The 25,667-nt window shown below is 32.7% G+C and carries 23 protein-coding genes; 20 read left to right on the top strand and 3 right to left on the bottom strand.

The window, feature by feature from the left end:
• Positions 1-37 precede the first annotated feature (37 nt).
• The 12 genes from N4A68_09815 (at position 38) to N4A68_09760 (ending at position 12,206) form a co-directional block, all read left to right on the top strand.
• A complete protein-coding gene (locus N4A68_09815) occupies positions 38-1,267 on the top strand; it encodes a molybdopterin molybdotransferase MoeA (GenBank protein ID MCT4564586.1) in 1,230 nt (409 codons plus the stop codon).
• A 17-nt stretch (positions 1,268-1,284) separates the two neighbouring features.
• Positions 1,285-3,204: a molybdopterin biosynthesis protein gene (locus N4A68_09810; GenBank protein ID MCT4564585.1), complete on the top strand. Its 1,920-nt coding sequence runs from the start codon at positions 1,285-1,287 to the stop codon at positions 3,202-3,204.
• 25 nt (positions 3,205-3,229) lie between these two features.
• The gene (moaA, locus tag N4A68_09805; GenBank protein ID MCT4564584.1) at positions 3,230-4,192 is read left to right on the top strand and encodes a GTP 3',8-cyclase MoaA; all 963 of its coding nucleotides are present in this window, start codon (positions 3,230-3,232) and stop codon (positions 4,190-4,192) included.
• A gap of 1 nt (position 4,193) precedes the next feature.
• Positions 4,194-4,676 carry a cyclic pyranopterin monophosphate synthase MoaC gene (gene moaC, locus N4A68_09800; protein ID MCT4564583.1) on the top strand — a complete coding sequence of 161 codons (483 nt, stop codon included), beginning with the start codon at positions 4,194-4,196 and terminating at the stop codon, positions 4,674-4,676.
• The gene (locus N4A68_09795) at positions 4,677-5,123 is read left to right on the top strand and encodes an MOSC domain-containing protein (GenBank protein MCT4564582.1); all 447 of its coding nucleotides are present in this window, start codon (positions 4,677-4,679) and stop codon (positions 5,121-5,123) included. It abuts the gene before it with no gap.
• Positions 5,120-5,800: a HesA/MoeB/ThiF family protein gene (locus N4A68_09790; protein MCT4564581.1), complete on the top strand. Its 681-nt coding sequence runs from the start codon at positions 5,120-5,122 to the stop codon at positions 5,798-5,800. The genes N4A68_09795 and N4A68_09790 overlap by 4 nt, the downstream gene beginning before the upstream one ends.
• Before the next feature lie 66 nt (positions 5,801-5,866).
• Positions 5,867-7,219 carry an extracellular solute-binding protein gene (locus tag N4A68_09785; protein ID MCT4564580.1) on the top strand — a complete coding sequence of 451 codons (1,353 nt, stop codon included), beginning with the start codon at positions 5,867-5,869 and terminating at the stop codon, positions 7,217-7,219.
• 90 nt (positions 7,220-7,309) lie between these two features.
• On the top strand, positions 7,310-8,224 hold the full coding sequence (murB, locus tag N4A68_09780; protein MCT4564579.1) for a UDP-N-acetylmuramate dehydrogenase: 915 nt from the start codon (positions 7,310-7,312) through the stop codon (positions 8,222-8,224).
• Positions 8,211-8,969, top strand: coding sequence for a PHP domain-containing protein (locus N4A68_09775; GenBank protein ID MCT4564578.1), 759 nt, complete (start codon positions 8,211-8,213; stop codon positions 8,967-8,969). The genes murB and N4A68_09775 overlap by 14 nt, the downstream gene beginning before the upstream one ends.
• A 101-nt stretch (positions 8,970-9,070) precedes the next feature.
• A complete protein-coding gene (gene rapZ, locus N4A68_09770) occupies positions 9,071-9,925 on the top strand; it encodes an RNase adapter RapZ (protein ID MCT4564577.1) in 855 nt (284 codons plus the stop codon).
• Positions 9,926-9,993: 68 nt separating this feature from the next.
• A complete protein-coding gene (locus N4A68_09765) occupies positions 9,994-11,328 on the top strand; it encodes a YvcK family protein (protein MCT4564576.1) in 1,335 nt (444 codons plus the stop codon).
• 449 nt (positions 11,329-11,777) lie between these two features.
• Positions 11,778-12,206, top strand: a complete 429-nt coding sequence (locus N4A68_09760) for an NUDIX hydrolase (protein MCT4564575.1) — start codon at positions 11,778-11,780, stop codon at positions 12,204-12,206.
• A gap of 12 nt (positions 12,207-12,218) precedes the next feature.
• On the opposite strand, the gene N4A68_09755 is transcribed toward N4A68_09760, so the two are convergent.
• Positions 12,219-12,398: a DUF1540 domain-containing protein gene (locus N4A68_09755; GenBank protein MCT4564574.1), complete on the bottom strand. Its 180-nt coding sequence runs from the start codon at positions 12,396-12,398 to the stop codon at positions 12,219-12,221.
• Between the two features lie 650 nt (positions 12,399-13,048).
• On the opposite strand from N4A68_09755, the gene whiA reads away from it, so the two are divergent.
• From whiA to N4A68_09735, 4 genes are all read left to right on the top strand, one after another.
• Positions 13,049-14,005, top strand: a complete 957-nt coding sequence (whiA, locus tag N4A68_09750) for a DNA-binding protein WhiA (GenBank protein ID MCT4564573.1) — start codon at positions 13,049-13,051, stop codon at positions 14,003-14,005.
• Positions 13,998-14,264 (top strand): HPr family phosphocarrier protein, encoded by a 267-nt coding sequence (locus N4A68_09745; GenBank protein MCT4564572.1) that lies wholly within the window; start codon positions 13,998-14,000, stop codon positions 14,262-14,264. The genes whiA and N4A68_09745 overlap by 8 nt, the downstream gene beginning before the upstream one ends.
• A gap of 169 nt (positions 14,265-14,433) precedes the next feature.
• Complete coding sequence (locus N4A68_09740; GenBank protein ID MCT4564571.1) at positions 14,434-15,576, top strand: HD-GYP domain-containing protein; 1,143 nt, start codon at positions 14,434-14,436, stop codon at positions 15,574-15,576.
• Positions 15,577-15,962: 386 nt separating this feature from the next.
• Complete coding sequence (locus N4A68_09735; protein ID MCT4564570.1) at positions 15,963-19,472, top strand: DNA polymerase III subunit alpha; 3,510 nt, start codon at positions 15,963-15,965, stop codon at positions 19,470-19,472.
• Positions 19,473-19,490: 18 nt separating this feature from the next.
• Here the strand turns inward: N4A68_09735 and N4A68_09730 are convergent, their stop codons facing one another.
• The gene (locus N4A68_09730) at positions 19,491-19,955 is read right to left on the bottom strand and encodes a phosphatidylglycerophosphatase A (GenBank protein ID MCT4564569.1); all 465 of its coding nucleotides are present in this window, start codon (positions 19,953-19,955) and stop codon (positions 19,491-19,493) included.
• 408 nt (positions 19,956-20,363) lie between these two features.
• On the opposite strand from N4A68_09730, the gene N4A68_09725 reads away from it, so the two are divergent.
• The 4 genes from N4A68_09725 (at position 20,364) to N4A68_09710 (ending at position 23,982) form a co-directional block, all read left to right on the top strand.
• Positions 20,364-20,549, top strand: coding sequence for a hypothetical protein (locus N4A68_09725; GenBank protein MCT4564568.1), 186 nt, complete (start codon positions 20,364-20,366; stop codon positions 20,547-20,549).
• A gap of 245 nt (positions 20,550-20,794) precedes the next feature.
• Positions 20,795-21,754 carry a 6-phosphofructokinase gene (pfkA, locus tag N4A68_09720; GenBank protein ID MCT4564567.1) on the top strand — a complete coding sequence of 320 codons (960 nt, stop codon included), beginning with the start codon at positions 20,795-20,797 and terminating at the stop codon, positions 21,752-21,754.
• 30 nt (positions 21,755-21,784) lie between these two features.
• Positions 21,785-23,542 (top strand): pyruvate kinase, encoded by a 1,758-nt coding sequence (gene pyk, locus N4A68_09715; protein MCT4564566.1) that lies wholly within the window; start codon positions 21,785-21,787, stop codon positions 23,540-23,542.
• A gap of 23 nt (positions 23,543-23,565) precedes the next feature.
• Positions 23,566-23,982: an acyl-CoA thioesterase gene (locus N4A68_09710; GenBank protein MCT4564565.1), complete on the top strand. Its 417-nt coding sequence runs from the start codon at positions 23,566-23,568 to the stop codon at positions 23,980-23,982.
• 280 nt (positions 23,983-24,262) lie between these two features.
• Here the strand turns inward: N4A68_09710 and N4A68_09705 are convergent, their stop codons facing one another.
• Positions 24,263-25,624: a GerMN domain-containing protein gene (locus tag N4A68_09705; protein MCT4564564.1), complete on the bottom strand. Its 1,362-nt coding sequence runs from the start codon at positions 25,622-25,624 to the stop codon at positions 24,263-24,265.
• Positions 25,625-25,667: the final 43 nt, after the last annotated feature.

The raw sequence follows: 25,667 nt of genomic DNA, 5'->3' as shown, positions 1-25,667 counted from the left end.
ACCAAAATCTCAAAACTTATAAGAGGTGTTATAACCTATGAAAATGTTTAAAGCACATACTGTGAAAGAAGCAAAGATGAAGCTAAGAGATAACTTTACTGATTATAGATTAGGTATAGAGGTAATTGATATATCTAAGGCAGTAGGAAGAATCTTAGCTGAGGATGTATTTTCAAATGTAAACGTCCCTCATTTTAGAAGATCAACGGTAGATGGATATGCAGTTATTTCAAAGGATACCCATGGGGCAAGTGAAGGGCTACCCGCTTTTCTTGAGGTGATTGGGGAGGTTGATATGGGAAGGGAACCTAAAATTGTTATAGATACTGATAAGACGGCATATGTACCAACTGGTGGGATGATACCCCATGGAGCCGATTCCGTTGTGATGGTGGAATATACAGAAAAGCTTGATGAACATAGTATAGGGATCAATAAACCCGTATCCATAAAGGAAAATATGGTTGATATTGGAGATGATATCAAGGAGAAGGAAAAGGTTTTACATAAAGGATTAAAGCTTAGGCCACAGGATATAGGGGTCTTATCTTCCATTGGTGTGGATAGGGTACAGGTTTTCAAATTGCCATCTATTGCAATTATATCAACTGGTGATGAAATTGTAGAGCCAAATAAGGATGCTGGGCTTGGACAAATAAGGGATATAAACACCTATACCCTATGGGCAATGGCTGAAGAGGCAGGATGTTTAGTAACTAAAAAGGTTGTTGTAGAGGATGAATTTCAAGTATTAAAGGATACCCTTGAGGAGTGTATAAATAACAACGATATTGTGATTATATCCGGTGGAAGCTCCGTTGGAACAAAGGATATTACTGGGAAAGTGATAAATTCAATTGGAGAGCCAGGGGTATTTGTACATGGAGTCGCTATAAAGCCCGGTAAGCCAACTATACTTGCTAAGGTGAAAAACAAAGCAGTTTTTGGTCTGCCAGGTCAACCAGTATCGGCAATGATAGTATTTAAGATTTTTGTAGAATATCTTGTGGGATATATACAGGATAGGGATACCGAAATCGAATATTTTATTGAAGGGATATTTGATTCAAATATACATTCAGCCCATGGAAGGGAAACCTATCAAATGGTAACCCTTGAAAGGGAGGGTGGGAAATGGCTTGTTAAACCCGTATATGGTAAATCGGGAATGATAAGCCTTATGTCTAAAGCCAGAGGTTATATAAAGATTGAAGCCAATAAAGAAGGAGTGAAAAAGGGAGAAATAGTAAGAGTGGTACCAATATAATGGGGGGAGCTGTTTAAATGAAGAAGTTTGAGAGAAATATATATCTTTCAAATGTTGAGCTTGATGAAGCAAAGGAACTATTTTTTCATGAAATAAAAGAGTCTATTAATAATAGAAAAACAGAAATAGTAAGGGTTTATGATGTTTTAGATAGGATTACTGCTAGGCCAGTATTTGCTAAGATATCATCTCCTTATTTCAATGCATCGGCAATGGATGGAATAGCTGTAGTTTCTAAAAATACCCACGGGGCCCATGAAAGAAGTCCAAAGACACTTAAAAAAAATGAAGACTTTATATATATTGATACAGGGGATATTATAGAACATCCCTATGATGCAGTAATTATGATCGAGGATGTTATACCTATAGATGAAGAAACCATAGAAATAATAAAGGCTGCTTCTCCTTGGCAGCACGTAAGACCCACAGGGGAAGACATAGTTGCCAGTGAAATGATTGTACCTGCCTATCACAAAATAAGACCTGTTGATATGGGAGCAATGCTTTGTGGGGGGATTCTAGAAATCCAAGTAATCAAAAGACCTAGAATAGGAATAATACCAACTGGTACCGAAATCATTGATCCAGAAGAGGAAATAGCTCCAGGTAAAATAATTGATTCAAACTCAAGAATGTTTGAAGCCATGATAAAGAACTATGGGGGGATACCACAGAGATATAAGCCTGTTTCAGATGAATATGACTTGATTAAGTCTAAGATATTAGAGGCAATTAAGGAAAATGATATGGTAATAGTTAATGCTGGGTCATCGGCTGGGAGTGAAGATTATACTTCTATGATAATTAATGATATTGGAAAGTTAATAGTACATGGTGTAGCCATAAAGCCAGGGAAACCTGCAATACTTGGATGTATTGAAGGAAAACCTATAGTAGGAATACCAGGTTATCCCGTCTCAGCATACATAGTTTTTGAGGCCTTTGTTAAACCCTTGGTCTATGAATATCAAACTATTAAAGAAGTTAGGAAGCAAAGGGCGGAAGGGATATTATCTAAAAGAATCATGTCATCCTTAAAGCATTTAGAATATGTTAGGATGAAGCTAGGTAATGTATCTGGTAATCTAATAGCCACACCTTTAAATAGAGGGGCTGGAATCATGATGTCCCTAGTTAAAGCCGATGGAATAGCTAAAATTCCTAAAAATGTTGAGGGTATCGAGGCCGGAGAAATTATTGAAATAGAGCTTCTAAAGGATTTGGAAAGTATAAACAATACCATAGTTTCCATAGGAAGTCATGACTTGATAATGGATATCATAGCAAATATGATACATGAAAGATATCCGGATGTTAATTTATCTTCAGCCCATGTAGGGAGTTTAGGAGGTATTATGGCAATTAAAAGAGGAGAAGCCCATATTTCTCCTATACATCTCCTAGACGAAGTAACTGGCACATATAATAGGGAGTATATAAAAAAGTATTTAAAGGGTAGAAAAGTGTGTCTTATAAAAGGAGTAAAAAGAATACAAGGACTTATGGTTAAAAAGAATAATCCAAAGGATATTAACTGCATTGAAGATCTAATAAGGGAAGATATAGTTTTTGTAAACAGACAAAAAGGTTCCGGGACAAGGATACTCTTGGATTATAAACTCAAGGAATTAAATATTGATAGTAGTAAAATAAGGGGATATGGTAGGGAGATGACTACCCACATGACCGTTGCTTCAGCAGTATTATCGGGAACTGCGGATGTAGGACTTGGTATACTATCTTCGGCACGGGCTATGGGGCTTGATTTTATACCAATAGGAGAGGAAGAATATGATTTTGCCATTCCCTCAGAGTTTTTGAAGGATCAAAAAACTAAAAGGTTTATCGAAGTATTAAAAGCAAAGGAATTTGTACAGAAGCTAGAAGCCCTTGGAGGGTACAAAATAGAAGAGGCAGGAAGGATAATTGATTGATCTACCTCAAGAAGGAGGTGCCTATGTGCTTGACAATATAGGGAGAAAAATAAACTATCTACGAATTTCTGTTACAGACCTATGTAATTTGAGGTGCAAGTATTGTATGCCACAAAGGGGGCTTTGCAAAAAATCCCATGATGATATTTTGAGAATCGAAGAGCTGGAAGCTATAGTAAATCAAGGAGTCAAGATAGGGATTGATAAGGTAAGAATTACCGGAGGAGAGCCCTTAGTAAGAAGAGGAATTATAAAGCTTATAGAGAGAATATCGGGAATGGATGGAATTAAGGATTTAGCCATAACTACAAATGGAATACTCCTTAAAAAGTATGCAAAAGAGCTTAAAAATGCAGGACTTAGCAGAGTGAATATAAGTATAGATAGTCTTGATAAAAATAAATATAAGGAGATAACTAGGGGTGGAAATATTGGGGATGTATTAGGGGGAATAGCAGCAGCAAAGAAAGTAGGCTTAACTCCTATAAAGCTAAACACTGTTTTGATAGGAGGCTTTAATGATGATGAAATTAAGGATTTTATAAAACTAACTTTAGATGAAGAAATTGATGTAAGATTTATTGAATTGATGCCTTTAGGTGAAGCTAGTACATGGTCTAGGAGTCACTTTATACCCAATACAATAATATTGGATAGGTTTCCTGAGTTGATGCCCATATTGAAGGAAGACAAATCCAGTCCGGCTAGGTATTATAGATTACCTAATGGAAAAGGACGGGTTGGACTTATTAACCCCATAAGTAATCATTTTTGCTCAAGCTGTAATAGGATTAGGATTACTTCTGATGGAAAAATAAAGCCTTGTTTACATTCAAATGATGAGATTAATATAAGAACTCTATTGAAGGAAAATATCGAGCTAAAGGATATTTTAAAATTAGCTATAGAGTCCAAGCCTAAGGAACATATGATAAATGATTATGAATATCAACCCGTCATTAGAAACATGTATCAAATAGGAGGGTAATATGGAATTTACGCATTTTAATGAAAATGGTAAAGCTAAGATGGTTGAAGTGGGGCATAAAGAGGATACAAAAAGGGTTGCTGTTGCTAGGGGATCAATAGAGATGAATAGCAAGACATTAAAGATGATAACCCAGGGAGAAATGAAAAAGGGAGATGTGCTATCGGTGGCTCAGATAGCAGGAATAATGGGAGCAAAAAAGACCAGTGATATAATACCTATGTGCCACAATATATTTATTACAGGTGGGGATATAAAATTTGAAATTGATGAAGAAAATAATGCTGTACATATTGAGGCAAAGGTTAAGACAATTGGTAAAACTGGTGTTGAAATGGAAGCCTTAAATGGTGTAGCTATTGCAGCTTTAACCATCTATGATATGTGTAAAGCAGTGGATAAGGATATGGTTATTAAGGATATAAGGCTTGTTAGGAAAACTGGTGGTAAATCCGGTGGATATATGAGACAGGGGGAATTTTGAATGCCAAAGGTAGTTGCAATAAGTATCAGTCACAAAAAAGGAGTACCTAAAGAAAACATTCCACAGGGGAACTTTATAGAGGATTTTGGATTAGAAGGAGATGCCCATGGGGGTAAGTGGCATAGGCAGGTTAGTCTTCTAGGGGTAGAGAGTATAGATAAAATGAAGGAAATAGGGATAAAGGGACTATGTAGTGGTAAATTTGCAGAAAATATTACTACAGAGGGAATTAATCTTTATGAGCTGCCTGTTGGAACTAAACTGGAAATTGGAGAGACCTCCCAGGAAGTGACTCAAATTGGAAAGGAATGTCATGCTGGTTGTGCTATTTTTCAGCAGATTGGACAATGTATCATGCCAAAGGAAGGGATTTTCACAAAGGTATTAAGGGGTGGGAAGATAAAGGTTGGAGATGAAATAAAGGTTGTTGAGAAGGATTTTCTATGAAAAGATACATTAGAAATATGAAAATGCTTAGCAAGGAAGAAAATGAAAGACTTGGAGAATTTAAAGTTTGTGTTGTTGGCTGTGGTGGACTGGGTGGATATATAATAGAAATGCTTGGTAGATTAGGAATTGGAAATATTACCGCCATAGATGGGGATACCTTTGATGCAACTAATTTAAATAGACAGATATTTTGTGATATCAAAACATTGGGGAAGGCAAAGGCTTTAACTGCAAAAAGAAGAATGGAGCTTGTGAATCCGTTAGTTAAAATAACAGCTATTACTGAAAAGATTACTAAAGAAAATGATGAAGCCATATTAGCAGGTCATGATTTGATTGTGGATGCAGTTGATAAAATAGAAACTAGATTTTTATTACAAAACACAGCTTCCAATTTAAATATTCCCTTCATTCATGGTGCTATTGCAGGATGGTATGGACAAGTATCAACGATATTTCCTGGAGATAACACATTAGATAAAATATATCCAACAAGGGGAGGGAAAGGATTAGAGAATGAATTAGGCAATCCATCCTTCACACCGGCACTAATTGCTTCTATACAAGTTTCAGAGGCTTTAAAGGTTTTGCTTAATAAAGGAGATTTATTAAGAAATAAATTATTGTATATCGATTTACTTGACCATGATTATATGGTAATGGAATTAAACTAATAGGTAGACAAAATTAAGGAATAGACCAAGAGATATATTAATAAATATAGGGTAGGAGGTGTACATATGAAGCGTATAAAGTACAGACCTTTTACCCTTTTTCTTTGTCTAGCATTAATAGTGTTTATTCTTTTTGCCCCTCATTTTTTAATGAAACCTCAAATCGATGAATTATTTGATAAGGTCTTCAAGAAGAATATTGAATGGAAGGGCATTATAACAGTTAGAGATTATCCTAGGCTAGATGTAGAAACAGGATATAAGTATTCATGGATTATGGGAAAAATAAAAGCTTTCGAAAGAAATAATCCAGGGGTTATTATAGATTTTAAGCCATTGAACTCTGAATTTGGGCATATAGAGCTGGAAACAGCAATTAAAGCCAATGCCTGCCCTGATATAGCACCTGTTGGTGCAAATTATGAAATCATATGTAGGGGTGTTTTGGAGCCATTGGATAGGCACATAGACAACGATGAAATAGATAAATATAAAACTAATGTAATTTCCGCTGTAACATATGACAATAAAATATGGGGTCTTCCCTATATGATGGAAGACCACTGTCTTTTTTTGAATATGGATTTATTTAATGAGGCGGGGGTTAAACCCCCCAAGGATGGAAATTGGACCTATGACGAGTTTGTTGAAGTATTAAAAAAATTGACCTGTGATAAAAACGGGGATGGGGATGCTGATGTTTTTGGGTTTAATTCATATATAAAACCTAATTCATATAGTACATTTGGAATTCTCCTAAGCGATGGAGGAAAAATAATAAACACTAAAAACGGTAAATATGAGTTCCATGATGAAAAAGCAATATCCGGATTAAAGAAATTAACAGATTTAAAATTAGTTCATGGTGTTACTCCCAAAAACTTCGGCTCAAATAGTTCTGTAGAAGCATGGAAGAGCTTTGCCATAGATAAGAAGGTGGCGGTTTACCCAGGTAAAACATCCTTAATAAATGTTTTAAGAGTATTAAATAATAGAGGAAAGGGCTTTAATTTCGGGGTTGCAAATTATCCTACCGGGAAGGTTGGAAAACCTATATCATCAGGGAATACCATTACTGCCTATGGAATTTTTAAACAGGAGGATGAAAAAAAGCTTAAAATGTGTATAAAGTTCATAGAATACTTGGCAAATGATGAAGGTCAAAAAGAAATATATAAGCAAGGGGCTTTTCCTGTTAAAAAGGATTTAAACAATATGTATAAAAATGATAAGCTTATGTCTCATATAGAAAAAAATCTGGAAAAATCTGAAGTGATAGGTGTGCATTCCAATTGGGGATTAATAGATGATGCATTGCAAAGTCAAATTAGGATGGCTATATTAGGGAAAAAAACATCGGAGGAAGCAATAAAATCTGCAAAGGAAAAGATTGATCAGACATTAGCAAATAGCCAATAGCTATTTCTCCTTGTGTTTATAGATTCAAAAAGGTATACTTATCTTGACTTTAAATAATAATTATAATCATTTGTGTTGGGAGATGGATTTATGGATATAAATAAAAAATATGAAGATATTTTTAATATTATTAATCCTAAAAATATATTAGTAAATGAAATAATGAAAAAGCATACCTCATTTAAAATCGGTGGACCTGCCGATATAATGATATTGCCTAGAACAATAGAGGAAATAACATCTATACTAAAGTACTGCAAAGATAATAATATTACCTATTATATAATAGGTAATGGTAGTAATATATTGGTGAGACATAAAGGGATTAGAGGAGTTGTAATAAAGATAGCAGATAATTTTAATGATGTAGTAGTAAGGGGTACAAAGATAAAGGCAAAGTCCGGGGTATTGCTTTCCCGACTATCTAAGTTAATTATGGAGGAGAGCCTTGAAGGATTTGAATTTGCCAGTGGTATACCCGGAACCTTAGGCGGTGCTGTTGCAATGAATGCTGGAGCCTATGGAGGAGAAATGAAGGATGTGGTTATAGGAGCATCTGTTTTAGATAATGAGGGTAAAATAATTTATCTAAATAAAGAACAATTAAAATTAGGATATAGAAAAAGTATTATTCAAGAAAAGAATTATATAGTGCTGGAAGTAGATATGGAATTAAATAAAGGGGACTATGAAAAAATAAAAGGTATAACCCATGATTTAACTAAAAGGCGGACATCTAAACAACCTTTACATCTACCTAGTGCAGGAAGCACCTTTAAGAGACCTGTTGGGCAATATGCCGGGAAGTTAATTGAGGATTCAGGCTTAAAGGGAGTGAGAGTAGGAAATGCACAAGTATCTGATATGCATTGTGGCTTTGTAGTTAATTTAGGCAATGCTACCTATGAGGATGTATATAATCTTATAAAACTTGTACAAAAAGTAGTGAAGGATAAATTCGATATTGAGTTGGAAACAGAAGTAAAAATAATTGGAGAAGAATAGTGGTGATAAAATGAAAATATTTGCTGATTATCATACCCATTCTATATATAGTGGGGATGCTAAGGGAACTATCATTGAAAATGTAGAAGCTGCAAAGAAAAAAGGTCTTAGAGAGTTGGGCATTACCGATCATGGGCCAAAGCATATAGGTTATGGAGTGAAAAGGAAAAATATAAAAAAAATTAGAAAAGAGATCGATGATATCAATAGAGTAAACACTGATATCAAAGTGAAATTTGGATTAGAAGCAAATATAATTGGGACAGATGGAAAAATCGATGTAGATGAAGAAATAATGAAGGAATTAGATATTTTATTGGCAGGCTTTCATTTCGGAAGTATACCCGATAAGCTTATAGAGGGTGCAAAGGTTCAAATCTATAATGTTCTAAGTCCATTATTACCGTCTATTGAAAGAAAATCCAGGGTTATTAATACGAAAGCTGTGATAGAAGCTTTAAGTAAATATGATATAGATATTTTGACCCATCCAGGAGCAAAGGCATCAATTGATACAAAGGAAGTGGCTATATCGGCAGTCCAAAATGATACAGCTTTAGAGATTAATAGCAGTCATGGACATCTAACCGTAGAGTATATCAAGGTTGCAATGAAGGAAGGAGCAAAATTTGTAATTAGTAGTGATGCCCATACTCCAGAAGATATAGGCAACGTTGAGAAAGGTATAAATCGTGCCATACAAGCGGGTTTAAGTGTAGATAGAATAATAAATGCAGAAGAATAACTTGTTAATAACATGTGGACGTAACTTTAGGTTTTCTAGGAACTTCAAAGCTAGAGCCAAAAGCTTGTAACTTTCAACTTTACAGAGGATGAGGTGGGTTTATGAAATTTGTTATAATAACTGGTTTATCAGGTGCGGGGAAAAGCCAGGCCATGAGATGTATGGAGGATTTAGGATTTTATTGTGTGGATAACTTACCTCCTGTATTAATACCCAAATTTGCAGAATTATGTTTTATCAATAGAGGTGAGATTCAGAAAATAGCTTTAGTAATAGATATTAGGGGACGTACATTCTTTAACGATCTTTTTAAAAGTCTTGATGAGCTTGAAAATAGTGGATACAAGTATGAGATATTATTCCTTGATGCATCGGATGAGAGTCTAATAAAAAGATTTAAAGAGACAAGAAGAGTTCATCCCTTGAGTACTGAAGGAAGAATTATTGATGGAATAAATGCAGAAAGAGAAAAACTAGAAGATTTAAAGCATAAAGCCAATAAAATAATCGATACTTCCAATATGACTCCTGGGCAGTTGAAAGAAGAAATAAAAAAAGTATATATTGAGGGGACTGCTAATAATATTATCATTTCAATTCTATCCTTTGGATTTAAAAAGGGCATTCCCTTAGATGCTGATTTAGTATTCGATGTAAGATTCCTACCTAATCCACATTATATACCTGAACTCAGAGAATTTACTGGTAATGATAAAAGTGTGAGGGATTATGTTATGAAATGGCCTGAGAGTATAGAGTTTGTTAAAAGACTCAATGATCTTATAGATTTTCTAATACCCTACTATGAAAGGGAAGGTAAATTTCAGCTTGTCATAGCTATCGGCTGTACAGGAGGAAAGCATAGGTCTGTAACGGTAGCTAATATTCTATATAATTATTTAAAGGAAAAGGGTCAAAGAGTAAAAGTAAGTCATAGAGATACACCAAGGGGATAGTCAAAAATAAATTTACTATAGGGATTTTAGTATAGACTTTAACTTAAAATAAAAAGTATAAGGGGGCAATGAAAATTTTTTTCTGGCTTAAACCTGGTATTAAAATAAAAAGATGGATAGTGTTGGGGCTGATAGGGCTAATACTCATCAATATAGGTATTTATAATTTACTTAATAATATAGATGAACCAACTATAGAAGCGGAATATATGCTGGCATTTATTATACTAGGGGTTATTATTTTTCTAATAGCTATTTATTGTGGGGTGAAAAGTTTAACTAAGATGCTGGCCTCTAACGGAGCTTTTAATACCTCAAAGAACATTAATTATTTATATGATAAAGGTATTTTAAATCGAGGATTAAAAGTAGTGGTTATAGGTGGAGGAACGGGGTTATCCGTTTTATTGAGGGGACTAAAAAGGTTTACATCTAATATCACGGCAATTGTTACAGTTGCTGATGATGGTGGAGGGTCAGGAAAGCTTAGGGAAGACTTGGGAATGCTGCCTCCTGGCGATATAAGAAACTGTATTTTAGCTTTAGCTGATACTGAGCCCATTATGGAAAAGCTTCTACAATATAGATTTAAAGAAGGGACATATAAAGGTCAAAACTTTGGAAATCTTTTAATAGCAGCAATGGTGGGAATATCAGATAACTTTGAAGATGCTATAAAAAGAATAAATGATATTTTTGCCGTTGTAGGAAAAGTAATTCCTGTAACAAGCGAAGATGTTACTTTATATGCAAAATTAACAAATGGCAAGATAATAAAGGGAGAGTCCCAGATTCCTATAAAGAGTAAGGAGTTAGAAAGTCCTGTTGATAGTGTGTTCCTCAAACCTAAGAAAGTCAAACCCCTATTAGAAGCTAAAGAAGCTATAATTGATGCAGATGTCATAATACTTGGGCCTGGAAGCTTATATACAAGTATTTTACCAAATCTTTTGGTTGAAGATATGACGAAGATGATAACTAAATCATCGGCAATGAAGGTATATGTGTCAAACGTAATGACTCAACCTGGAGAAACCGATGATTATTCAGTTGGTGATCATGTTAAAGCTATATATAAGCATACCAATGAAGATATAATTGACTATGTTTATGTAAATAATAAAAAAATACCCGAGGATATCTTTATAAAATATAAGTATGAGGGTGCAAGGCCCGTTCAAATACATGATAGAGATAAAGAGTTATTCAAAAGGCGGGGAATAAAGTTAGTTCAGGATAATTTTATAGAGGTGAAAAAGAGGTATCTTAGACACGATGCCTTCAAATTATCTGAAGCTATATTAGAAATGGCTATTAATAAAGGATATAGTGATGATAAAATGAGATTTTTTGAATTGAATTCAATAATGAAAAAGGTAAGAAACCATAAAATTAAAAAATGACAAATAATAAGAAATAGATTAGAATGGGGTGGCAGAAATTTTGTCACCTTAATTTTTATGTGAGCAAATTGCATAATTACTTTATATAAGAAACATCTACTACATATAGTTTTAAAATCCTCAAAGCCATACCATCAAATATATAATCTGTAATAATATTATTGAAATTATTACCATACTATGTTAACTTTATTATGGTATACTATTAATAAATTGTTCCGAATGATAGTATTTTCTAATATATTATAATATAAGTATTAACAATGTTATAAGAAATACAGATTTGGGCTTATAGAAGTTTTTTAGGCATAGGAAAAAGATAAACAAGTCAGGTTATGAAGTTATTTTGATTATTTTCTAGGTCATCGGTCACGGTAAAAAGAATCAAAAGGACGAGTAAGATTACTAGTTTATTTTTTAAATCTGCCTTAGCATAAGGAGTGGAACAATTGAGAGAAGAAATAAGTGCAGGTGGAGTTGTATATTTTGGTAATGCTATTTTGCTTCTGAAAAAATATAATGGTGACTGGGTATTACCAAAGGGTAAAATAGAAGAAAATGAAAATACAAAGGATACTTCTATAAGGGAAGTTTTTGAAGAAAGTGGAGTTAAGGCTGATGCTATAAAATATGTTGGAAAGATTCAATATTCCTTTAAAAATAGCTGGAAAGATAACGAAATAATAAATAAAACTGTTCATTGGTATCTAATGAAAGCAAGAAATATGTCATGTAATCCTCAAAAAGAAGAGGGCTTTGTAGATGCTAGATTTATTCATATAGATAGAGTCAAGGATATGGCAAAATATAATGACGAAAGAAATATCATTGAAAAAGCTATAAAGGAAATAAAAAATAAAAGACCTCATTGTAAATGAGGTCTTTTAAAATTAAAAGGTTTCATTATTGTCTGATTTTGATACGAAGGTTGTACATGCAGTACCATCACTGGTTTTAGCATAACCATCACCCATGGCGTTTACTTCTAGATTCTTTGCATAGCAATGGTTTTGTTTATTATATTTACAATTTGTAACAGAACATTTAACCTCCATTTGAGGACTGTTCATAGTTATACCTCCAGTATTAGTGGAATATATTTTAATTATTAATATAGGGTTTTTATAGTATAGCTTAAAGTCTATATTAAAATCCCTATATCCCTAAATAACTTTAATGTTTCAAAAATAGTATTTACTTATTCGTATTACTTTATTCTCAAAACAACTAAGTGATATATTTAAGCTAAACATACAAATTTTAGTTGGTTTAAGTAGTAATTATGCAATTTGTTGAGTTTGACAAATTCTTAATGATTATTTAAAAAATTGTGATATAATATAAAAAATAAATCAAAATATAATAGAATAGTTTTCATACTGCTATCATAATATTATTTGAATTTTAGCAAACTATTAAATATAGAGGGTTCCAAATAAATTTTTGACTGGAATATCTATATATGGGAATTTTAGTCAAAATCTTAACTTATACACGTCCAAAATGCCCAGAAACATCGCATATTTGTCGATGTATAAGCTAAGTTATACTATGAAGACCCTTTATAATATTGATTTTGAAATGCATTATATATAATATAATTATCTGAGAAACTTACATATAAAGCTCCTGGTCAAAACTTTAATTTATTATGTAATTTCCTCATCTATTTAAACATATTATTATATATAGGGCTGTAATTAGCAAAGTTGGTGATTTTATGTCGTTTTCATCTAAAACAAAAAATGAACTTGTAAGAAAAATGTTTGAGAATAAATGTTGTCAGTTTGCCGAAGCATCATCCTTACTTAGAATGAGTGGAACTATACAATTAGCAGGACTAAATAAAGTGAATATAAGTGTTACAACTGAAAACCCTGCTATTGCTCGATTGATTTTTAAGCTTTTCAAGAATAATTTTGGAGCCCAAACGGAAGTCTTAGTAAAAAAGAACAAGGTTTTGAAAAAGGGAAATAGCTATGTAATTTTAATTACTGATGCAACTGAAGTATTGCAAGAACTAGAAATAATTAGTTTTGATAATAATAGCTTTGGTATAAATTATAAATTACCCCAAAATTTATTGCAAAAAGAATGCTGTAGAAGGGCCTATTTAAGAGGAGCTTTTTTAGGTGGAGGCTCTGTTAGTGATCCGGAAAAGACCTATCACCTTGAGTTTGTAACCCATAATGAAGAGTTTAGTGAGGAACTATCCAAATTAATTAATAGCTATGGATTAAATGCAAAGGTTATCCTAAGAAAGAATAATTATATTGTGTACTTAAAAGAAGGAGATCAGATCGTTGATTTACTGAATATTATTGGGGCTCATAATGCTTTACTGCATTTAGAGAACATTCGTATAATTAAACAAATGAGAAACAATGTCAATAGGATAGTAAATTGTGAGACAGCTAATTTGAGTAAGATTGTTGAAGCATCAATAAGACAGATAAATAATATCCAATATATTGAGAACACAACTGGATTTAAAATATTGCCAAACAATTTAAGAGAGATAGCGGAGCTACGACTAAAATATAAAAATGCAAGTTTAAAGGAACTGGGACAGATGCTAACACCTCCGGTAGGTAAATCAGGAGTAAATCATAGATTAAGGAAAATCGAAAGGATAGCAGAACAATTGAAAATGAAGGGAGAAGTCAATAATGATTAAAAGAGATTTTGAAATAAAGAATCAAATGGGTTTGCATGCTAGGGCTGCAGCTTTATTTGTTCAGACAACAAACAAATTTGCCTCGGATATCTTAGTTGAAAAAGAAGATGAAAGAGTAAATGCCAAAAGCATTATGGGAATAATGGCTTTAGGAATCTCACAAAATTCTAAAATTACAATCATTGTCAATGGCATAGATGAAGAAGAAGCCATAGAAGAATTATCAAATCTAATAAATAATAAGTTAATACAATTATAAGGGCTACATTATCGTAGCTTTTTTTTATTGTAGATAATTTTCTTGAATTTAGGACTCAATCCCTATAAAAAAATTTATATGTTTAAAGGTATTAGGTAATAAATGTCGAAAATAGATAAAGTTACTTATTTTATTTAATAACGACTCTCATCTATTGGAGGAGTTCATAATGAGCTATAACTTAGTAAAAACTAATGTAAAAGAATTAAGGGAAGGTATGTTATTAGGGGAAAATTTATGTGATTCCTTTGGTAATGTACTTTTAGGAGATGGAATTGTTTTAAAACAATCCTATATAGTTAAAATTAAAGCGCTCAACATCTCACAAGTATATATAAGAGAAAAATCTCCTGATATATATGCCTTAGATAACAGGAAAAATTATAAAGATCCTTATTTAATTGAAACTAGAGTGGAAGCAAAGAGATTTGTATATGAGGCTATGGAAAAACTTTACTTTGATGGAAAGTTAGCTGATAAAGCTTTAGTTATTGTAAGAAATTTAATTGATGAATTAATTAACAATGAAGAGATAATAATTAGCTTAGGGAAATTGAGAAAACTTGACGATTACACCCTAGAACATTCTGTAAATGTTTGTGTATTATCTTTGATTATCGGTATTAATATGGAAATTGATTACGATGGATTAATGGATTTAGGTGTAGGAGCAATATTACATGATATTGGGAAAATGTTAATTCCAAAGGAAATTTTAAATAAGCCTGGGAAATTAAGTGCCCAAGAATATGAAATAATTAAGAAGCATACTATATATGGATATGAGCTTTTAAAGCAAAGCAACAAAATAAGTGAAGTAGCGGCTGAGGTAGCATTAAGCCATCATGAGAGAGTTGATGGAAATGGCTATCCCTTGGGTAAGAAGGTAAATCGAATTAGTACCTATTCAAGGATTGTTGCCATATGCGATGTTTACGATGCCCTAACATCCGATCGATCATATAAGAAAAAAATAGAATCTCACAAAGCTTTGGAGTACATATGTAAAATGGTACATACCCAGTTTGACAATGAAATAGTTAAGGTTTTTTTAAATTGCATGGGAATCTATCCTGTTGGTAGTTTAGTAAAGCTAAATACTAATGAAGTAGGTTTAGTTGTAGATTTAAATAGAATGGATTCTTCAAAACCCATTGTTAGAATACTTTTAGATGAAAATGGTAAAAGGGTTAAGGAGTATTTTGAAGTGGATACAAATAGAAACCCAGATATAAGGATTCAAAATGTATTTCCAAAATTTGATGGCAATTTGAATTATACTAAATTTGATGATAATCATGAAATTTCCTAATTTATTTGTTCTGATTTTAGATATTCATTTATTGAATTAAAATCCTATATAAAAATCAGTGATAGCTGCCTAGTTAGGGCAGTTATTTTATTGCAAAATATGTGGAATAGCAAAATCCTACTTAATCAAAATAACGGAATGACCTTTGGAACTTTGGGTTTAAATGCAAGTTCAATTTGTATTAAAATTATTAGATTATTTACAATATAGGGATTTTAGTATAGACTTTAACTTATACAAGTCCAAAATGCCCAGAACCATCGCATATTTGTCCATGCATAAGTTAAGTTATACTATGAAAACCCTATATACATAGTATAATTAAAGCATATAACAATACTAATAAGAGTAAGTGTTTTATATAGTGTTAGAAAGGATGAAGGCATATGACAAATGGATTTGCGCATCTTCATCTTCATACTGAATACAGTTTATTAGATGGATATACAAGAATATCAAAATTATTTAGCAGGGTCAAAGAACTAGGAATGGATTCTGTTGCCATTACTGACCATGGAGCTATGTTTGGTGTAATAGATTTTTATAAACAAGCTAAGAAACACGGTATAAAACCTATAATAGGCTGTGAAGTTTATACAGCACCGAGAACTCGTTTCCAAAAAGACCCTGTAAGGGATAAGCATATGGGTCACCTAGTTTTACTTGCTAAAAATAATAATGGATATAATAATTTGATTAAGATAGTATCAAAGGGCTATACCGAAGGGTTTTACTATAAACCTAGAATAGATTTTGAGATATTAGAAGAATATAGTGATGATATAATTTGTCTTAGTGCCTGTCTCGCGGGAGATATAAATAGAAAAATTTTAGAAGGTAATTATAAGGGTGCTAAAGAATTGGCATTAAAGTTAAATAACATTTTTGGACAAGATAATTTCTATTTGGAAATGCAGGATCATAGGATAGAGGAGCAAAGGGCAGTTAATGAAGGGGTTATAAAGCTTAGTAAAGAAACGGGAATACCTATAGTAGCTACTAATGATGTACATTATTTAAATAAAGAAGATCATAGTGCCCATGATATACTATTGTGCATTCAAACGGGAAAGACCCTAGATGATGAAGATAGAATGAAGTTTCCTAGTAGCGAATTTTATTTGAAGTCTCCTGAGGAGATGACCAACTTATTTTCATATGCTGAGGAAGCTATAGAAAACACCTTAAGGATAGCACAGATGTGTAATGTTACATTTGACTTTAATCAAATGCATTTACCAGGATTTGATGTGCCCCGGGAGTATGATCCCAGTGAATACTTAAGGAAGCTTTGTGGTCAGGGACTTAAAAGACGATATAGTATTATAACTGATGAAATCAAGAAAAGATTGGAATATGAACTTAAGACAATAGAAGATATGGGCTATGTGGACTATTTTCTAATTGTATGGGATTTCATAAAGTATGCAAAGGACAATGGAATTGTAGTAGGGCCTGGTAGAGGAAGCTGTGGTGGAAGTATTGTTGCATATACACTTAATATAACGGATATTGATCCTATTAAATACAATTTGATATTTGAAAGATTTCTAAATCCTGAAAGAATAACTATGCCAGATATAGATATTGATTTTGAGGATGAAAGACGTCAAGAAGTAATTGATTATGTTATAGATAAGTATGGCAAGGAAAAGGTTGCTCAAATAATTACCTTCGGTACAATGGCAGCTAGAGGAGCCATAAGGGATGTTGGAAGAGTAATAAATATGTCCTATGGTGATGTAGATAAAATAGCTAAGGCGATACCCCATCAGCCTGGGGGAATGACTATAGAGAAGGCCATGGAGCTTAATCCCAAGCTCAAGGAGATATATGTTAATGATGATAATGCGAAATACTTAATAGATGTTGCAATGGCAGTAGAAGGGTTACCTCGCCATGCTTCAACCCATGCTGCGGGAGTAGTAATATCCAAAAAAGCTGTTAATGAATATGTTCCCCTGTATCTACATGACAATAATATAACTACTCAATACAATATGACATTATTGGAGGAATTAGGTCTTTTAAAGATGGATTTCCTTGGATTGAGAAATTTAACGGTAATAAAGGATGCCATTAAACTTATAAAGTATAATAAAAATATTGATATTGATTTTGAAGAGATTCCCTATGATGATCCAGAGACCTATAAATTAATAAGCAGTGGTGAAACCCTAGGAATCTTTCAGTTAGAAAGCTCCGGTATGAGGCAATTTATGAAGGAATTGGCCCCGGAGTGTCTTGAAGATATTATCGCAGGAATCTCTCTTTTTAGACCAGGGCCAATGGATTCAATTCCTAAATATATAGAAAATAAAAAAAATCCCCATAAAGTGACTTATATTCATCCAAAATTAGAGCCCATATTAAAGGTTACCTATGGCTGTCTAGTGTATCAAGAACAAGTTATGCAAGTAGTTAGGGAATTAGGCGGTTATAGTTATGGACGAAGTGACCTTGTGAGAAGGGCAATGGGAAAAAAGAAAATGGATGTAATGGAGAAAGAAAGAGAGTACTTTATAAACGGTAAATTAGATGTGGACGGTAATGTTGAAATAGCCGGATGTATAAGAAATGGTGTTAGTGAGAAAAAAGCAAATATTATCTTTGATGATATGATTGATTTTGCAAAATATGCATTTAATAAAAGCCATGCTGCAAGCTATGCGGTTTTGGCTTATCAGACGGCATATTTAAAGTGTCATTATCCAGTTGAATTTATGGCAGCACTTATGACAAGCGTAATGGGGAATTCTTCAAAGATTGCACAATACATAGGTGATTGTAAGAGAATGAATATAGGTATCTTACAGCCTAGTATAAATGAGAGCTTTGCTAAATTTACAGTTTCAAATGATAAAATTAGATTTGGACTATTAGCTATAAAAAATGTTGGAATTGGTATTATTAAATCAATAGTAAAGGCAAGAAAAAATACAAAGTATAGTAGTTTTGTTGACTTTTGTGAAAGGATAGAAACAAGGGAATTAAATAAAAGAGCTGTAGAAAGTATGATAAAGGCTGGGGCCTTTGATGGTCTTAGGGTAACTAGAGCTGGACTACTTGCTGTTTATGAAAGAGTGATTGAGGGGGTACAGCAGGATAGAAGAAGAAATATAGAAGGGCAGGTATCCCTATTCAATTCATATCAAGATACCTTACCTAATGCCGTTAAGAACGATATTTTACCCGATGTTAAAGAATTTTCTCATAAGTATTTATTAAATTTTGAAAAGGAAATGTTGGGAATTTATTTAAGTGGACATCCCCTCTCAGAATATGAACACCTAATAAATAAAGTTTCAAGCGTGAATTCTAATGATCTAAAGGAACTTAGTGAAGATGAGACAAAACAGGGGTTGCGAGATGGCCATAGAATTGTTATTCCTGGCATAATAATGAAAAAATTGAACAAGACAACTAAAAATAATAATCTTATGGCTTTTTTGACTCTGGAGGATTTGTTTGGAACCATTGAAGTTATAGTTTTTCCAGGAGTTTACGATAGATGTAGTTCATATTTGTTTGAAGACAGTATAATAACAGTGGTTGGGAAAATAAATTTAAAGGAAGACGAAGAACCTAAAATAATAGCTGAAAATATTCTTCCTTTAACTGAAGAAAATGTTAATATGATTACAACAAATACTCTTAGATCAATGTCTAAGAAAGAAAAGAAGTTGTATTTAAAATTGAGGGATAGAGATATGACAATGATGAACAAAATCAAAGAAATTTTAAAGAAAAAAAGGGGGAATACACCTGTATATATATATATAGAATCGGAAAAAAGAAAGTTATTGGCTGATAAAGATTTATGGATTAAGGTTGATGAAAGCATTATAAAAGAATTAAAGGATATTTTAGGTAAGGACTCTATAAAAATTTGCTAGATTCAATATTATATAGTGTTAACTGTCGGCTTTAGAATGTGCAATTCTTGCTGAAGCGGCTGCTGCAATTCCTGCAACTAGATCGTCTAAAAAAGTATGAACCCTAGGGCCCTTAATGTTAAGCTCCTTTAGTATTCCTATTTTTTCTTTATCTAAATAGCCAAAGTTTGTTAGTCCAATTGATCCATATATATTGGTTATACTAAGGGCTAATATTTCATCAATGCCGTATAATGATTCATCTTTTTTTAGTATGCTCAGTAGAGGTTCTTCTAATTTATCCTGTTCTGCTAAAATATCTAGGGCAATACCGGTTAATATTGCATGTTGAACCTCTCGTTTTTCTAAAACTCTATCTACACAGCTTATACATTCTTCAATAGTTAATTTACAATATTTTGATTGAAGAAAATAAACTAAATTTGCTATATCTTCAATGTTTACGCCTCTATCCAGCATCATTTTTACGACAATATTTTTCAAAAATAGGCCTCCTTAAATTAATTCAATATAAATTATTGTTTGAGCAAATTGCATAATTACCTTCTGTGAAAATTGTCTACTATATATAGTTTTGAAATCTCAAAAGCCGTACTCAATGTATTATGCAACCCAGCCAAGTTACAATTATGCAATTTCCTTATTTATTTGTATATCAAAAATAGTGTTATATTAATTATATGAAGAAAATAGAAGAATACTACTTAATAGACAAAAATAATTATAGAAAATTTAAACTATAGGCACTTTTATGAATATAGCTTGCTATAGGCCAATAAATATCATCATGTATAGGCTTTGTAAAAATAATTACATACTTTGTTCTATTGAAATTTTACTCAAAATGATTTAAAATTAAAACAAAATTAGGTTTTGGAAGGGAAGACCCGTATGTGGACTGTAATATATGTAACGCACCAAGAAAAGGATGCTGAAAGAATAAAAGATAAACTAAGTTTAGAGGGATTTTTAGTGAAAATAAGAACAATTGGTAAAAAAGAAGATGGTATGTTTGAATTATTAGTACCAGAGGCTGAAGCAGATGAAGCACATAATGTTTTAAGTGATGAGTATTAATTTAAAAATATATTTTGAGATAGCTAAGACTTAATGGCCTTTATTTAGATACAACTTTGATGTTTGCAGATAGAAAATTTATAGGGAAGTAATATTACTTCCCTTAAATATATTAAGGGTTATAAAAATTATTTATGATATTGGATTGTATGTTTTTTAGTAATATAAAACTAATTTAGACATCTTGATATCTAGTATTTGCTTTCTTCATAACCCTATATGAATTGCATATAAGGAGTGATTTTGTGAGAAAAGTAGGTGTTTTAACAAGTGGAGGAGATGCCCCAGGTATGAATGCCGCGATTAGGTCTATTATAAGAACAGCTATTTTTAAGGACTTAAAGATTGTAGGTATTAAAAGGGGATATCAGGGGCTTTTAGAGGGAGACATTGAAGATATGAACCTTTCCTCTGTAGGGGATATAATACATCGAGGTGGGACAATACTTAGGTCTGCCCGAAGTAAGGAATTTATGACAGAAAGAGGATTTCAAAAAGCCCTAGATGTTCTAAGAATATTTGGTATCGATGGTTTAGTTATAATTGGAGGGGATGGTTCCTTTAGAGGAGCAAAGGATTTGAGTGAAAGTGGTTTTCCCACTATAGGAATACCTGGAACTATAGATAATGATTTAGGATACACAGATTACACCATTGGATTTGATACTGCCGTTAATACCGTTGTAAATGCTATTGGAAACTTAAGAGACACATCATCATCCCATGGAAGAGCCAATATAGTTGAAGTAATGGGAAGGCATTGTGGAGATATTGCCTTATATGCTGGACTTGCAGGTGGAGCAGAAAGTATAATGATACCAGAAATTGATTTTAATATGGACGCAATTTGTAAGAAGCTTATTAGTGGTAGGAACCGTGGTAAACTTCACAGTATTATTATGGTTGCTGAAGGGATTGGTAAGCCCTATGAAATAGCTGAGGAAATAAATAAAAGAACAGATATAGAAACTCGCGTAACTATCATGGGACACCTGCAAAGAGGAGGGACACCTACCGCCCGCGACAGGGTGCTTGCAAGTAGGTTTGGCTCAAAAAGTATCGAGCTTCTCTTAGAAGGTAAGAAGGGTAGAGCCATTGGAATAAAGGAAAATAAAATTATTGATTTAGATATAAATGAAGCACTTGAAAAGGATAAAGAAATTGATAAAGAGATGTATGAGCTTACTAAAATATTATCAATATAAAAAGTAAATAATAATACGAGGGGTGAAGATATGAGAAAAACGAAGATTGTTTGTACAATAGGCCCAGCTAGTGAATCAAAAGAAATATTTGGGACATTGGTAGAGAATGGACTTAATGTGGCAAGGCTAAACTTTTCCCATGGAAATCATGAAGAGCATCTTGAAAGAATTGATATGATTAAAGAGGTTAGAGGCGAGTTAAATATTCCTGTAGCTATTTTACTTGATACTAAGGGGCCAGAAATAAGAACAGGGAATTTTGAAAAGGGTATAGTTGAATTAATCGAAGGACAAGAATTTATATTAACTACTGAAGAGATATCGGGAGATGAAACAAAATGTAGTATTACATATGACAAATTACCAAAGGATGTAAAAGCTGGAGATAGGATTCTAATTGATGATGGATTGATAGAGCTTGAGGTAATAGATGTACTTGATGATAAGGATATTAAATGTAAAATAAAAAATGGTGGGATAGTTAAGAATAAGAAAGGTGTAAATGTACCGGGGGTAAAGATAAATCTTCCCGCAATAACTGAAAAGGATATAAGTGATATAGAGTTCGGAATAAATAATGGAATTGATTTTATAGCTGCTTCGTTTATACGTAAGGCAGAGGATGTTCATGAGATAAGAAGGATTTTAGAAAGAAATAATGCTCATCAAATACAAATAATATCAAAAATTGAGAATCAGGAGGGCCTTGATAATATTGACGAGATTATCGAGGTATCCGATGGAATTATGGTAGCTAGAGGAGACCTAGGGGTTGAGATCCCGACTGAAATGGTACCATTGGCACAAAAAGAGATGATATCTAAATGTAATAAGGCAGGTAAACCCGTTATTACTGCAACTCAAATGCTTGATTCAATGATGAGAAACCCGAGGCCAACTAGAGCAGAAGTAACCGATGTGGCAAATGCAATTTTCGATGGAACAGATGCCATCATGCTTTCTGGAGAAACAGCAGCTGGGAAATATCCTATAGAGTCAGTTAAAACCATGGCAAATATTGCAGAGCGAACTGAGCAGTCATTAGACTATGAAGGAATATTACAAAAAAGAGCTGCCCATAAAGAGACTAGTGTAACTTATGCGGTTAGCCATGCAACATGTACAACAGCCCATGATTTAGGAGCGTCAGCAATCATAAGTGCTACTTCTTCAGGCTTTACTGCCAGAATGGTTTCTAAGTTTAGACCTAAGGCACCAATCATTGCAGCCACTACTTCACCAGAAATATTAAGAAGAATGATACTTGTATGGGGTGTTCAGCCTGTTTTAATTAAGGATGTAGATTCAACTGATGAGATATTTGATCTATCTATTAGCAAGGCTAAGGAATATGGATATATAGAAAATGGAGATCTTGTGGTTATAACAGCTGGAGTACCTGTTGGAGTAGCAGGAGCAACTAATCTAATTAAGGTGCATATCGTTGGAGAGATATTGATCAAGGGAATGGGAGTAGGAAAAAGTGCGGCGGCAGGTAAAGTTTGTAATGTAATGACTTCTTCAGAACTTGAATCCAAGTTTGAAGAAGGGGATATTTTAGTTACTATTGCTACGGATAAAGATATGATAAAATATATGGAGAAGGCGTCAGCTATCATTGTAGAGGAAGCCGGACTTTCTTCTCATGCTGCCATAGCTGGGTTGAGTTTAGGAAAACCAGTTATAGTTGGGGCTGAAACTGCAACAAGACTTTTAGAAGATGATCAAATAATAACTGTTGATTCAATAAGAGGTTTAGTATATAGTGGGAAAGCAAGGGTGCTTTAGCAGATATCTGAAGGAGGAATTATATGTATACAAATGATGCTTTGATTAGAGTTCGATATGGAGAAACAGATCAAATGGGTATAGTTTATCATGGCAACTACTATACATGGTTTGAGGTAGGAAGATCTGAGTTTTTCAGTTCTCTAGGGTATACATATAGAAGACTTGAGGAAGAAGGTATAATACTACCTGTAACTGAGAGTTCATGTAGGTATATAAAACCAGCAAAATATTATGATGAAATTATCATTAGAACTAAAATTGATACTTTAAAGGGTATTAGAATTACCTTTAGTTATGAAGTTATAAGAAAAGAAGACGATGTTCTTCTAGCCAGTGGGAAAACAATCCATGGTTTTGTAAATAAAGATCTGAAACCAGTAAAAATAAAAAAAGTTAATAAAGAAGTATGGGATATTTTAGAGCAATGCACAAAATAAAATTAAATTTATGTAAAAAATTTAAAAATTAATGTATAAAGAATATAAATATGTATTATAATTTAAAGAAGAGTAATCTTAATTCGTATTCTGTACATAATCAACTAAAGTATTATATACTTCATAGTTGGTTATTGTTTACGATTTACGATGTGTAACTGATTCTAATATATTAATGGCGCCCAAGGGCGCCAAATTTTTTTGCTTAAGGCATATTTAAAAATAATCAAAGGGATAAGTAAGATGACCAGTTTATTTTTTGACTGAAATCTATATTGTTCTAATTTTCAACATTTATAAATTGAGGAGCCACTAAAGGATGGGAGATGTCTATGCCATTAATAGAATCAACAATGTCACCATCTACTAGGATAGATACTTTACTGATTTCAGGTATACTAGTAAAGGAATATATTATGCTATCTACCATCATACTTTGGATATCCATTCTTTTGCTATAGGCAAGTAGAAAATTACTATTAAAATTTAAAGTTAACTCTTCGTTATTGTATTTATAATTTAAAAGCTCTACATTCTCAGGGATAGTACCTAATAATTTATTATGATGAGTAGCATTTACAGTACAAGTTTTTAAGGAATTAAAGACTATAGGGACTAGGTTATCTATATCCATATTTTTTTCCTCCAGTTTAATGGGGGTTAGTAAAAATTTATCAGTATCCGTTTCAAGACCCAAAAATATTCTTGGGGAGTCTATTTTTTTAAATGCTTCCTTAGTGTTGGTTCCATTAAAAAATGTATTTGTTTCTCTGCTACCTTTTAGGAATTTTACAGCATCCACTCCATCTATTCCCGTCAAAGTATTGACAAAGGAGTTTAATGCAAATTTACTAAGGGGTGAGTCTTTATCAAATTTCCCAATATCCTTGGGAAGATAGAGATATGCTGTTTTATTTTTAACTCGTATTCTAGGGACATGGGGTATAGGGGCATCACTGCATAGACCCAGTGAAGGGTCTGGACCTAAAAGTAGATTATCGATGCTTGTCCTAATAGTTTTATTGGTATAAGGTATTTTTCGGGAAACGGGAACTAGATAGTCATAATTTTTATCTGGGTAATATAAAGTTAAATACATATTACCTTCTTCTACTACATTTTTTGATGAGACGTATTTAGAATTACTTAGATAAGTAACAAATATTTCGTAGGGGTCTACATCAGAAAACATTTCTCCAGTGGAATATATTCTAAAGCTATAGGAGCCGCTATCTAGTCCTAAATTTTCCTGAGAAATGTCAAATGAGTATTTAATTTTAAGGCCATCATTATCTAGACTACCTAAACCAGTTACAAATTCAGTATTGATGTATTTTTTTACTAAATTATTATTGCTAAAAACTTCTAGAATCATATCATGGTTATCGCCTAGAACAAAAGCCCCTTTATCTAGCTGACCAATCATGATAAACTCTATATTAGTTGGATCATGTAGAGAAGTCTTAGCAATATTTGTTTCATAACTGCTGCTTAAAGTCTCTACTTCATTGGATGGTTTGCTTAAGGTTATACTTTTAAATAAGTTGTTAGGTAGATTAAATAAGGAAGTATTTAGGGGCATAATGGAGGCTGAAAAACAGATAATAACAATTAAAAAGAGATTAAAAAAAGTTTTAAGCATATTAGAACACTCCTTATACAAGCTTTATATATATAGTATAAAG

The organism is Maledivibacter sp. (assembly GCA_025210375.1).
Classification (GTDB): domain Bacteria; phylum Bacillota; class Clostridia; order Peptostreptococcales; family Caminicellaceae; genus JAOASB01.
This window is presented reverse-complemented; position numbering and strand designations above follow the sequence as displayed.